Origin of the sequence: Chryseobacterium sp. S0630, from assembly GCF_024158915.1 — a bacterium.
In the GTDB taxonomy this organism is placed as follows: domain Bacteria; phylum Bacteroidota; class Bacteroidia; order Flavobacteriales; family Weeksellaceae; genus Chryseobacterium.
Map to the genome: position 1 here is coordinate 1 of NZ_JAMZGF010000029.1, position 12,885 is coordinate 12,885.

The following is a 12,885-nucleotide window of genomic DNA, read 5'->3' on the forward strand; positions in this document are numbered from 1 at the left end:
AAAAATCATCCTAAAAAAATAATATGGGTAGTTTATAAACAAAAACCGCCTCAAGGAAAATGAGACGGCTTCTTCTTATAATTCAAAAAAAAATAGGATCGGAATTTTTATTTTAAAACTGTTTTGTCCGGTGATATCGAACCGAAATCAATTAATGTTTTTTTCTTTCTCACTATATCCACCAAAGTCTGAACTGAAAAGGTGAGAATAATATATAATACGATAAGCACTGATACGTATCCAATTTCATGTTGTCTGTATCCGAAAATTCCTTTTCCCCATGAGATCAGAATCCATTGGATCATGTACATTGAAGTTAAATTTTTACTGCAGTATTTTAAGACACGCATAAAACCATTTTCTTTAACGTTGGCAGTAATAGTGTTGATTAACCATAAAAACAGTAAAGTCCAGCCCGCAAAATAAATAACACCTCCAGGCCCCATATGATAAAAACCATTGTAATTATAATCTCCATACAGAAAAACTAATGGTGCTCCTATGGCAATGAACAACAACCCTACATAGAGCATATTTCTAAATATTTGCTTGGTATCGTAGTTCAGTTCCTGAAACCATTTCCCAAAAAACATTCCGATGATGATAAAAGCCATCCATGGAAAAACAGGAAAATAGACATAGGCAGGATAATCGGTATTGAAAAGAAGATCCAGAACATAATTGATCACAGGATAATCAAGATTAAGTCCGCTTACCTCTCGGGATATCAATGCAACGAATAAACCTATAGCCAGCATGATATATTTATTTTTCACATATTCTCTGATAAACCCGACGAACAATAAAGACATCCCTGCAAGCTGTAAAATATCCCCTAACTGTACAAGATATACATACTGCTGTTCTATAGGGGCATGCCATCCGTATTTCTGAATAAAATTATCGGGAGCAAAATTAAAAATCACAGGGATCATAAACTTCATAAAATTCATAAACAGACCTGCAAACACCAATAAAACACCTCGTTTTAAAGCACTTTTCAGACTTTGATGGCTGGAAGTCATGAAAGTGATTCCCATACAGATCAGGAAAATAGAAGTTCCTCTTCCGAGAAAGACAATAAAACTACCGAGGGCTGTTTCATATTGTGATTTGACATTGGCATACACCAATAAGGTATGGATAATGATCATTCCGATGACACTTATACCTTTTATTAAATCCAGAGTAAGGATTCTTTTGTTTTGTTGTTCCATAGTTTTTAGTGGAAATTGTGGATTAGATGGATAAAGCTGTATTCATTAATTATTTTCAAAACAATATTTTTATTTATTCTAAATAAAAATCAAATATACAAATTAAAACTACTTCTCCTCATCCATTGATCAATTTTCATAAAATATTAATAATTAAATATTTATTTTAGCATTAGAGAATAATTTAAATAAAATAATTCCTTTTATTCCATCACATATTTCTCCTATACATTCTACCAATAAAAAACTCTCCCGATTGGAAGAGTTTTACTATAAGATTATGATTTAGGTAATTCGGGAGGACGCATTTTATATTTGTAACTATTGAGTGTTTTCAAAAATGCTACAATATCGAAAACTTCGTCGTCTGTCAGATTCAGTTTTTCTACCATTCCTGATTTATGAGGAAATTTTGGATCATTGACCTGATCTCCTTTCGGAATTTCTCTACCCATGCCTGCATTGTACATCATAACAATATTGGCCAGTTCCGGGAAAAGTCCATTATGCATATAAGGTTTGTTCTCAGAAACTTCTCTCAGTGTAGGAGTTTTAAACTTTCCTACATCTTCATTCTTTTTCGTGACGATATATCTTCCCAGATCTTCATATTTCCTTCCATAATAAGTCAATCCCAAATTATGAAACTTTTGGTCAGAGAAATAAGGCGTATTATGACAGTTAATACAATTCGCTTTAGTTCGGAATAAATGAAGACCATTGATCTCAGAGTCTGTTAAAGCATCTTTTTTACCGGAAACGAATTTATCAAATTTTGACGGTGGACTGATTAGAGAACGCTCAAATGTAGCAACAGCTTTTGCTATTTTCTCTTCTGTTACTTCCCCATTTCCAAATGCTTTGACAAAGAAAGGCTTATAATCTTTAATTTTTCTGATATTTTTGGTCGCCATTGACATATGTAGATTCATTTCTACCGGATTTTCGATAGGCGCTTTTACCTGCTCTTCTAAAGTTGCTGAACGGCCGTCCCAGAAGAATGTTTTAGCATATCCAATATTCACCAGCGTGGGTGCATTTCTGTTTCCTGTCTGCCTGTCATGACCAAACGAAACTCGGCTTCCGTCTGACCATCCTATTTCTGGATTGTGGCAGTTGGCACAGGAAATCTGCCCGCTTTTGGACAGTCTGGGATCAAAGAATAACATTTTTCCCAGTTCCATTTTATCTTCGGAATAAGGATTATCTTCAGGGAAATTCACTGCAGACAAAGGTCCGATATCCTTAAAGCCCTCTTTAGCTTCATCAAATAAATGAGGAGCCGGCCACTTGCTCTGATCTCCGCTACTATATAACATACGAAGCTCCTCCACAGTATATCCTGTAGGGTCATTAGAGGTATAACTCAGTAAACATATTATTCCGGCTATTGCCAGAAAAGCAATATATCTGTCTTTCATTATTTTTAATAATACACATTCAATCCTACCAGAGCAACGTGATTAGCTCTGCCATTGTAGTCTACTTGATTTTTATAGGTACTGTTCATCAGCCACATTTGAGAAAAACTACCAAACAGTTCATACCTGATTTTATTCTGATCAAAAATATAACTTGCGTTAACATTAAGCCCTATTTTAGGTGTTGCATCATAGGCAAAATCCGGCTGAGCGATTTTGGTTGCAAAGATATTCTCTTTTGTACTTTGGTAGGGCTGATAACCGAACTCTTTTTGCAAAGGTACATAAAGATTTTGCGAAAGACCGACTGCCAGTTTATGAGAAGGCTGTAAAGCAAATTCCTTTTCTGCACCAAAACGGTAATTGAAGAAAGACAATTTTCTATCCATTACTACAGATAAATCCTTTACCCTGTTTTTTCCGTAGGCCGCATCAAAAAGAATCTTGAATGCTTCATTTTTATGATTGAACCAAACTACACTATTCTGCCAGAAAAGATTTTTCTTCTCAAGACGGTACGAGGTGTAATCCAAAGGATAATTATAGTTGGTATCCACCTGATCCTGGTATGTTACCATAGAAGCCCATTTTTTCCCATTATAATTCCCTAAAAAATTAAGATAGAAGTTGTGCAGTTTTGTTTTTAAACCGGAATATTTTGTATAATCTTTTTGCCAGTTATAGCTTGCATCCTGATATTCAAAAACTCTGTAGAAACGTTCAATCAGGTTTTTATAATCATAACCTGCAGAGAAATGAGTGTCGGCAGTGTTATAGGCATATTCTCCTCCCCACATGTATCCTCCCATTTTATATTCTGAAGTTTTATACTGGGTGATGCCGATGTACTGATTACCATACCCTTCATTATAACGGATATAAATGCTGTCGTTAGCAGGTACATTTCCTTTCATATTCACAAACATGATGTCATTTCCTTTGTAATGATGCACATAGCTCAGTTTTCCAAAAATTGCATGCTGTTTCCACTTCAATCCTAATTTTGTAAAAGCTTTGTATTTATAATCATCTACTTTCGGTCTTGGATCTGCATTCTGGCGGTAAGATTTGGCATAAATACCTTCTCCTCCCAACTGAAGAATCACCGGTTTTACAGGATTATAGGCAAACTGCCCGTTGATATGATAACTTTGCTTCTGCCATTTTGCAGAGCGGGAAACCCAATAATAAGAAGGGTTGTAAATAAAAGAAGAGTTGAGAGTTCTTTCATCACTGAGGATGTAAGGAACATTGTCTTCAGTTGTCTTGTCTGCTTTAAGCCTTCCTGATAAAGCAATCTTATCATTAAGCTTATATACTCCCTCAGACTGAAAGGTAAAACTTCCAATTTCTTCAGGAGTCTGAACTCTTTTAAAATTTTGTTTTGTTGAAGAATATTGAAAAGTTGTTCTGGAGAAATCCATCGGCTGGAAAAATGCAATATAGGGATCATTGATCCTAATATTCTTCTCTACAGAACTGATATTAATACTGTCTAGCTGAGTTCCCTGAGCATAGATGAACTGACTGCCCAATATAGCCAATCCCAACACACTATATTGAACAACTTTAATCGTCTTATTTTTATTATTGTGCATATCCTCGAGGGTTTGCTTTAATCGTTACAAAATCATTAGCAGAATTATTCGTATCCTGCAATACTACACGTCCATTGATCATTTCCTTTGTTTTACGGATTACAGAAAAGCCGGTAAAAGTAGCTTCAGCCTGCCCCGCTGCGTTAACAATAAAAGTTCTTGAAGCGTCTATATCTGCCGGAAAATCTTTAGGGGCTTTTTGTTCTTTGTCTGTAATATCAATGCCATCTATGATATAGTTTTTAGGAATCTGAAGAAATAAAGTTCCTGTGGGTGCTTTAGGCGATGCCACTTTTTGCCAGCTTGCCACTTCTGCATCAGTTGCTCTCAGAATCCCCAGCCCGAGCATTGAAGTGACGTTAAGAATTAAATCATTCGATGCAATACTCCAGTATGACACCAGCATATCCGGCACCATAATATTCTGGATGTCCCATGCAAAAGGTTTCTTACCAATGCTTGTATTATAATCCCCCATATAGGTTTCAAAATCTGCATGGCTAAGGTCTACCGTTCTGTCAGGTTCCTGTATAGCGACACCCGTACCATTGATATCGTCAAAAGGCATTTTATGGTTGATAGCTGTTTGGGCTATAACAATACTTTTCCCTGGTAAAATAGGATATTGGCTTCCGTTTCCAGGTATTTTAATGAATATATTGGAATACACATAATCTGTATTGGCAGCAGATCCGCCGCCGGCAGTTTTACTCCAGTCATACTGTCCATTGGGCAACGTATAAGTAGTTGGATTGTTATTCGTATTCCCTTCCAGAAATACAAGGTATAAACCGTCCGCATAGATAGTCTGATCAGAATTGTTGTGAATCTCAATAAACTGGTCTCTGAAATTGGCTCCTAATTTAGTATCTGAACCTGCATAATAATATTGTTTGATTACCAGATCTCCAAGATTTCCACTGGTGATTCTTACCAATTTTGAAGAAGTATTGGCATTAATGGTTACTTTCTCATCGAAGCCTCCAAAATGTACAATTTCATAGCTGGTTTCCTCCCCAATTTGTTGTTCATATTCATTCTGCTTCAGCTGCAGTTCAGCCTGAACACTATAAGTTCCCGGCAGGACAGCATCCAGTACCAGATCCCCGTTTGCATTTGTTTTTCCTATAATCTGATCTTCTGTGGCAGAATTTTTCAGAATAACGGTTACATTCGCTACTCCTTTATCTGCAACGGAAGGATATTTTGAAGCATCATATTTGATATTTACAGTAAACGGAACAGGTTTAATTTCATTCTTTCCAAAGTCATCATCTCTGTTACAGCCTATCAAAACAAGGACAGGAAGTATGAGCAATAGTATTGATTGTTTCATGATGTTCATGTTTATTTTTTAGTAGTATTAAAATCTGTATGAAATATTTCCCCCAAACGAAGTGGAGGTAAAGTTGCCATATACGGCTCCTCTTTCGTCATATGCTTTCAGGTTGAAAACATTACTTACATATATTGATAATCTGAAACCGCTCAGAAAATCTTTAGTTACCCTTAAATGAACATTATGAAGGGTTTTGTTATACAGACCTGAAAGTTTCTCGTCGGAAGGCTTTAGGAAAAGTCCCTGATATTTTGGATTGGTACGGTCATTTTCCGGAATCATTTCTGACGTTCCATCATGTTTGATATAGCCTATCGGATAAATATCATTAGCTCCATTCAGTGTTCTGTCTGAAAGGAAATGATCTGTTCTCAAACCTATGATCAAACCTGATGAAGCCAAGTGGTAGTCAAAACTGAAACTTGCTCTGGCCATAGAACTTTTGTTTCTGGTATCGTTATAAATCCCATACTCGTAGTCTTTATCTGCAATCTTTGGAGCAGTGATCTTGTAAAGGCCTTCGTCTTTATGACCGGAAGTTTCTACATAACTGGCATTGAAACCAATAACAAGGTTTAAGGCTTCTATCTTTTTAAAACTGGCCATCAATTCCAGTCCTTTATCTACTGATGAGTATCCATTGACAATACGATTCTGGAGGTAATTAAATTTTTCTATTCCTACGACTTCGAAAGTAGGCACTTCTGTTCCTGAAATATTGACATTCACTTTCGCTTTGTCCATGATTTTATGAACACTTGCCGTGGTAAATCCATCAAATAATCGATTGTAATAAGCAGTAAGGTTAACTGTTGCAAAAGGGAATCTGTAATCAAGTCCTACTTCGGTTTTCCAGCTTCTTGAAGGTTTCAGATTGGCATTATCTCCAGGGGTCACTACTGTCTGCATGATGGCCGCTGAATAATAGCCTGGTAAACGGTAATCCCCAAGAAGGAAATCAAAATATCGTGGTGCCGTATAGATCTGATTCAATGAAGGTGCTTTTGAAGTCAATCCAAAACCTCCTCTCACAGAGAATTTCCCCATTTGGTATGAGGTATTCACCCTTGGTGAATAAGTAGAAAATGAATTTTGCAAATCATAACGAAGCCCCAGATTGGTTCTTAAGATATGTTTGTTGGCAAAAGCTTTCGTAATATTATCCTGAATATAAAATGCATATTGTTTGGTGGCAAAAACATGATCACGATAATTAAAATCTCTCATTCCATTGGATCCCTGCCCAGCCGAATTAAATGTAGTGAACTGTCCTGCTGTTCCATAACGCCCTTTCCCAAAGTTGTTTCCATATCTAAAATTCGCTCCTATACTGTACATATGAACCCATTTGGAGGCAGTCATTTTACTTCCGTTTACACTTAAATCAGTGAAAATATTAAGCGGTTTTCCATCCGAAAAGGCTTGATTTTCGTAACTTGGCGGTGTATAAGGAGCATAATAAACACCATCTGCTGTGGCATTTCCATAAGGTCGGGCTCCTTGGTTCAGCCAATATCTACGCTCTGTAAGCTGTGTTGAATAGCTAATCCCTACGTCTGCGCTTATCGTTCTGAAAAATGGTTTGCTTCCGTTTCGGTTAAAATTATAACTGATATTATTTCCTAATGAAAAACTCTTGTTATCTACATTAATGATCATTCCATCAAGATCATCCGGATCCCTTTTTCCTTTACTGGTATTGGTAGAAAATGAAGCTGAAAATTTATTACTAAATCCGCTTTTACTTCTTGATGACCAAAGGAGGTTGGCATTTGTTCTGTCGTATCCTACCAAACTGGTTCGTGGATCTGACAGCGAGTTCATATAGCCCACAGATACATTCAATGCATTGTTATTTTTAAGCTTAAACCCTTTTGTTACCCCTACCTGATAGGTTCCATCTCTAAGTGCTGCATCCAAACGAAGTGGCGATGCTTTGGCAATAGTTGTTACCTTAATAAGTCCTGAAGTTAAATCTCCATATTTAGCATCCGGAACTCCCTGTATTACTTCAATACTTTCAATATTTTCTGTTGAAATTTCTCTTAAATCGACCCCATAATTGGGCTGGCTTGGTGTCAGGTTTCCTCCATTGGTCGTCGTATTAAAACTGATCCCAAAAGGCCCACTGTTGGCAGAATCATAGCTCTGCATATTTTCGTTATTGGATAAAGCAATATCGTTGACCATCAGCTGTACTCCAAATGCTCTGTTCCCAAAATCATCACCTCCGGGAATATTTCCGGAACCTGTTACTGAAGCTCCACTGGCTGTTCTGAACACGATATTTTTAAACTGGGTATTGTCAAACTGCTGTACATATTGACCTGGTAACTGCTGTAAAACATCTCCAATAGAAAAAGACTGTAAGTTTTGAAGGGCTTCTTGCTGGATTGAAATCTCGGAAAACTGCTTCTTTTTTGCAGTAAGCTGTACGCCTTCAATTCGGATTTCTGATCTTTCTCGGGAGGAGTTTTTAGGAGATAGGATCTGAAGCTGTAGCTCATCTCCTTCATTTATGATAATAGTTTCTTCTTTATTGTCGGCATTCAGGAAGACGATTTGGCATTTTCCTTTAAGAACCATAGAATTATCTTTCTTATGCAATTCTTTACACTCTCTCAAACCACCATTAACGAGTTCTCCCTTTTTGAGTTGCCCATTATGAAAAAACTCTACTTTTTGAGCAGACAAGAATCCGCCTGCTGTCAGAAAAACAGCACCTGCTAATAACGATAATTTCACCCTTAAAATATTTAGGCTGTAAAATTAATTATAATTATTCTAAATAAAAAGAAAGTTTTTAGAATAATTTAAGTTATTTTAACTTAAAATAAAACAATATACATATATAATTCTCTATATAAAGAATAAAATAATAATCAAAACAACTACTAACAGTTACTTCTATCGTATTCTATAAATAATAAATTCAATTTTTCAGTTTAAAATATATTCTAAGAAAAAAGGAATCATCACAAATAAACTGTGATGATCTAAAAAAAGAAATCCTGCAACAAGCAGGATCTTCTATATTGATTTTTCTTTGGAAATTTTCTTCAGTAATCGTTTTATATATTAAGATCAAATGTAAATCATATGTTTTCAAAAGATTTTGCGCCCATGTCCTGTCTATTGTAATTTCTTTATTTTGAAATCCCATTTAAAAGATTTGAATTTGTTGACATATTTATGAATATCAAATAATCAAAAGACTTCGCTACATTGGTTTTTAAAAATTCATTTTTATCCGTACCAGACCCTGTTTTGCGAAATAGTATATCTTCCAATATCCAATGGCCAAGTTTGTTGCCATCTTTTCTAATTGCTTTTAAATCCAAAATAAAAATTGGAATATTGAGTGAATTCAGCTTATATTCTAATGTTCCCGGACGAGCTGTTTCTGAATTATAGGTTCCGATTTTCCCATCAATGCTTGCAGAATAAGTACCTTCATAAAAAGCAAATCCAAAGTTTACAAAATCTGTATCATCAATTTCATTGATCCAATACCCCATTCTATCTGAATTTAATTTTGCAATGTGGTAATTATGAGCTGAGACAATTACTTTAGAATTCAAATGGTTTTCTTTTAACCATTTAATATTCTCCGCCATGAACTTGTCCCTTCTAATAAAATTGAGCTGGATATATTGTCTAATAATGTCTACATTTTGTAGGAAGCGTGCTTTTTCTTCCTGATTTTTTATTGAGGCAGCTTTTTGTTTTAGCAAAAGCAGATACTCAGATATCGCTTTCTGACCTTTTTTAGAATACGTTCTGAAGCCTCTGTTATTTTCCTTTAGAGCTATTTCTAAGTTATTAATCTCTTGTTCGGGGAAGTTATTTTCCTGATATACTTTTCTTATTTGATCTACCGCTCCTTTTGCATATTGCATGTCGAAACCTTCAAAAAAAACTTTTGAATTATAATTTTCATTATATTTTTTTAACCATTCAACAAAATGCAAAGTTTCTTCGGTTTGCCACAGCCAAAAATACATACCCTTTAAAATACTTCTGGGATCTCCTTTTTTTTCCTGAATATATTGATTCATCAAAAAGCTTTCAGGCATATTGGCTTCGAGCGAAAAGATGTTGAAATTTTTATGAGTTATCAAATACTCACTTATTCTATATTTCAGTTGATATATTTCACTTGAACCGTGAGTAGATTCTCCTAATCCAACTATTTTGGAATTTCCAATGAGTTTGTTTAAGATTAGCAAGTCACTATTGTCTCTTTCGTCCGGATTAATAGTTTTTATTGGGTATATAAACTTTGAAATATATTCTTTCTCTTCAGAATTTAAATCATTTTTTGATTGTGCACTGACGGTTACAAAAAACAGAACCAAAATAAAGGATAGTTTCAAACTTATTTACTATTTATAATTAGATTACAATTTTACAAAAATATCGTTTAAAAACTTCGGTCTCAATTTAAATCTCTCTCGTTATCAGTATATCGTTTTTTAGTCACGGATTAAAAAAATACAAAAAAACCTCATAAACTTTTGTTTATGAGGTTTTAGATTATTTATTTATTATTAAATCAATAATTATTTTACTTCTTCGAAGTCTGCATCCTGTACATCTTCAGCTCCGGCGTTTCCACCTGCATTCTGAGCACCTGCTGCATCAGCACCCGGCTGTTGACCAGCTGCATATAATTCTTCAGAAGCGGCCATCCAAGCTGCATCTAACGCTTCAGTTTTAGCTTTTACGTCATCAGCATTTTTAGCTTCGAAAGCTGTTTTTAATTCTGCATGAGCTGCTTCGATTGCTGCTTTTTTGTCAGCAGAAAGTTTCTCACCGAATTCTTTCAATTGCTTTTCAGTCTGGAAGATTAATCCATCAGCTTTGTTGAAGATTTCAACTTCTTCTTTTCTCTTAGCGTCCGCTGCAGAGTTTTCCTGAGCTTCTTTCTTCATTCTTTCGATTTCTTCGTCAGAAAGACCTGAAGAAGCCTGGATTTTGATAGACTGCTCTTTACCAGTTCCTTTATCTTTAGCAGATACACTTAGGATACCGTTAGCATCAATATCGAATGTTACTTCAATTTGAGGAACTCCTCTTGGTGCTGGTGGGATATCCTGAAGATCGAATCTACCGATTTCTTTGTTATCGTTGAACATTGATCTTTCCCCTTGTCCTACTCTGATGCTTACAGCCGGCTGGTTGTCAGAAGCTGTAGAGAATACTTCAGATTTTTTAGTTGGGATCGTAGTGTTCGCTTCAATTAATTTCGTGAATACAGAACCCATCGTTTCGATACCTAAAGAAAGTGGAGTAACGTCAAGTAGTAATACATCTTTTACATCACCTGTTAATACACCTCCCTGGATTGCTGCACCAATAGCTACAACCTCATCCGGGTTTACTCCTTTAGATGGTTTTTTACCGAAGAATTTTTCTACTTCTTCCTGAATGATTGGGATTCTTGTAGAACCACCTACCAAGATTACTTCGTCGATATCAGAAGTGGATAAACCAGCATCTTTTAACGCTTTAGCAACAGGCTCCATAGATCTTCTTACAAGATCAGCAGATAATTGCTCGAATTTAGCTTTTGTTAAAGTCTTCACTAAGTGTTTAGGACCTGTAGCAGTAGCTGTGATATATGGTAAGTTGATCTCAGTCTGAGGAGAAGAAGATAATTCAATTTTAGCTTTTTCAGCAGCTTCTTTCAATCTTTGAAGAGCAATTGCATCAGCTTTTAAATCTACACCTTCTTCAGCTTTGAACTCGTCAGCCATCCAGTTGATGATCACATCATCAAAGTCATCACCTCCTAAGTGCGTATCACCATTTGTAGATAATACTTCGAATACACCGTCTCCTAAATCAAGGATAGAGATATCGAAAGTACCACCACCAAGGTCATATACTGCGATTTTCTGATCTTTATGGTTTTTATCAAGACCGTAAGCTAACGCTGCAGCTGTAGGCTCGTTGATAATTCTTTCTACTTTAAGACCTGCAATTTCTCCAGCTTCTTTAGTAGCTTGTCTTTGTGCATCGTTGAAGTATGCAGGAACAGTAATTACCGCTCTTGTTACTTCCTGTCCAAGATAATCTTCAGCAGTTTTCTTCATTTTCTGAAGAGTCATTGCAGAAATTTCCTGTGGAGTATATTCTCTATCGTCAATTTTTACTTTTACTGTATCATTCGGTCCAGCAACTACTTTATAAGGTACTCTTGTGATTTCAGAAGCATCATCTTTAAAGTGAGTTCCGATAAATCTTTTGATAGAGTAAACAGTTTTTGTTGGATTCGTTACAGCCTGTCTTTTTGCAGGATCACCTACTTTTCTCTCTCCGTCTTCTGTAAAAGCTACGATAGAAGGAGTAGTTCTCTTACCTTCTGCGTTAGGAATAACAACAGGGTCTTTACCCTCCATTACAGCAACACAAGAGTTGGTTGTTCCTAAGTCAATTCCAATTATTTTACTCATAATATTTTATATTTTTTCTATTTTTAATTTAATTTACACTCTCAATTTCTCAATATCTGTACCATTCGAAGAATTATGACAAAATGACACAATAAAAATAAAAACCCCGATAAAACGGGGTTTTGTATGATTTAATGTGGAAATTTTTTCACAACAGATATTGGCAGGATCAATGCTGCTTAAAATATATGCTAGAAAATATATCCCACTGAAATACCTAAATTAGAATTATAAATCTTAGGAGCTTCCTGTATCAGGATTGAATTTTGCTGATAAACTGCTGTATTTTTATAAACTTTTGTCATTCCAAAATAATATCCCACCGAAGCCAGATAATGTTTTGCGAAAATATATTGAACTTTTGCTTTCAAACCTGCATCAAACTGCTGCACATTTTTAGGATTACTCGTGGTTGATCTATTAATAACCTTGTCATATTCAACTTTATTTTTTAATAAAACCCCAATTTCAGGACCTAATGCAATAGAAAATTCTTCTGTTGGGTGGTAATCAAAAAGGATGGGAAGCCTAATGTAATCATTCTTTACTTTTCCAGTAAGAGTAAATGTAGTATTATCTATAGTTGGAACAGTAGTTTCAAACTTACTCCCCATTTGAGAATAATACAGTTCTGCATCTACTGAGATTTTATCGGACAGATAGTTCCATAAAAAACCTCCTACATGAAATCCTGCTTTAGAAGAAAATCCATCAGGTTTATCTGAACCAGAAAAACTACTAATGTTCAATCCGGCAGAAAACCCATACTTAGGTTTTATTTGTGCAGAGATAGAGGTTGCTAATGCTAAAAAGCTTATTAATATTATTTTTTTCATAATTTAATTTTAAAAT

General features: G+C 35.3%; 8 protein-coding genes. All 8 read right to left on the reverse strand.

What is annotated here, in order from left to right:
* Positions 1–107: 107 nt before the first annotated feature.
* The 8 genes from NK356_RS13650 to NK356_RS13685 all read right to left on the reverse strand — a co-directional run bounded on the left by NK356_RS13650 (position 108) and on the right by NK356_RS13685 (position 12,869).
* The gene (locus NK356_RS13650; protein ID WP_051934603.1) at positions 108–1,217 is read right to left on the reverse strand and encodes a heparan-alpha-glucosaminide N-acetyltransferase domain-containing protein; all 1,110 of its coding nucleotides are present in this window, start codon (positions 1,215–1,217) and stop codon (positions 108–110) included.
* A 278-nt stretch (positions 1,218–1,495) separates the two neighbouring features.
* On the reverse strand, positions 1,496–2,638 hold the full coding sequence (locus tag NK356_RS13655; RefSeq protein ID WP_034699287.1) for a cytochrome-c peroxidase: 1,143 nt from the start codon (positions 2,636–2,638) through the stop codon (positions 1,496–1,498).
* 5 nt (positions 2,639–2,643) lie between these two features.
* Entirely contained in the window at positions 2,644–4,236 is a 1,593-nt protein-coding gene (locus NK356_RS13660) for a DUF6850 family outer membrane beta-barrel protein (RefSeq protein WP_253317236.1), read from the reverse strand.
* Positions 4,226–5,572: a DUF4876 domain-containing protein gene (locus NK356_RS13665; protein WP_253317237.1), complete on the reverse strand. Its 1,347-nt coding sequence runs from the start codon at positions 5,570–5,572 to the stop codon at positions 4,226–4,228. The genes NK356_RS13660 and NK356_RS13665 overlap by 11 nt, the downstream gene beginning before the upstream one ends.
* 27 nt (positions 5,573–5,599) lie before the next feature.
* Positions 5,600–8,320: a TonB-dependent receptor gene (locus tag NK356_RS13670; RefSeq protein ID WP_253317238.1), complete on the reverse strand. Its 2,721-nt coding sequence runs from the start codon at positions 8,318–8,320 to the stop codon at positions 5,600–5,602.
* Positions 8,321–8,721: 401 nt separating this feature from the next.
* Positions 8,722–9,951, reverse strand: a complete 1,230-nt coding sequence (locus NK356_RS13675; RefSeq protein WP_253317239.1) for an erythromycin esterase family protein — start codon at positions 9,949–9,951, stop codon at positions 8,722–8,724.
* A 186-nt stretch (positions 9,952–10,137) separates the two neighbouring features.
* The gene (gene dnaK, locus NK356_RS13680) at positions 10,138–12,033 is read right to left on the reverse strand and encodes a molecular chaperone DnaK (protein ID WP_034699275.1); all 1,896 of its coding nucleotides are present in this window, start codon (positions 12,031–12,033) and stop codon (positions 10,138–10,140) included.
* A 191-nt stretch (positions 12,034–12,224) separates the two neighbouring features.
* The gene (locus tag NK356_RS13685; RefSeq protein WP_253317240.1) at positions 12,225–12,869 is read right to left on the reverse strand and encodes a porin family protein; all 645 of its coding nucleotides are present in this window, start codon (positions 12,867–12,869) and stop codon (positions 12,225–12,227) included.
* Positions 12,870–12,885: the final 16 nt, after the last annotated feature.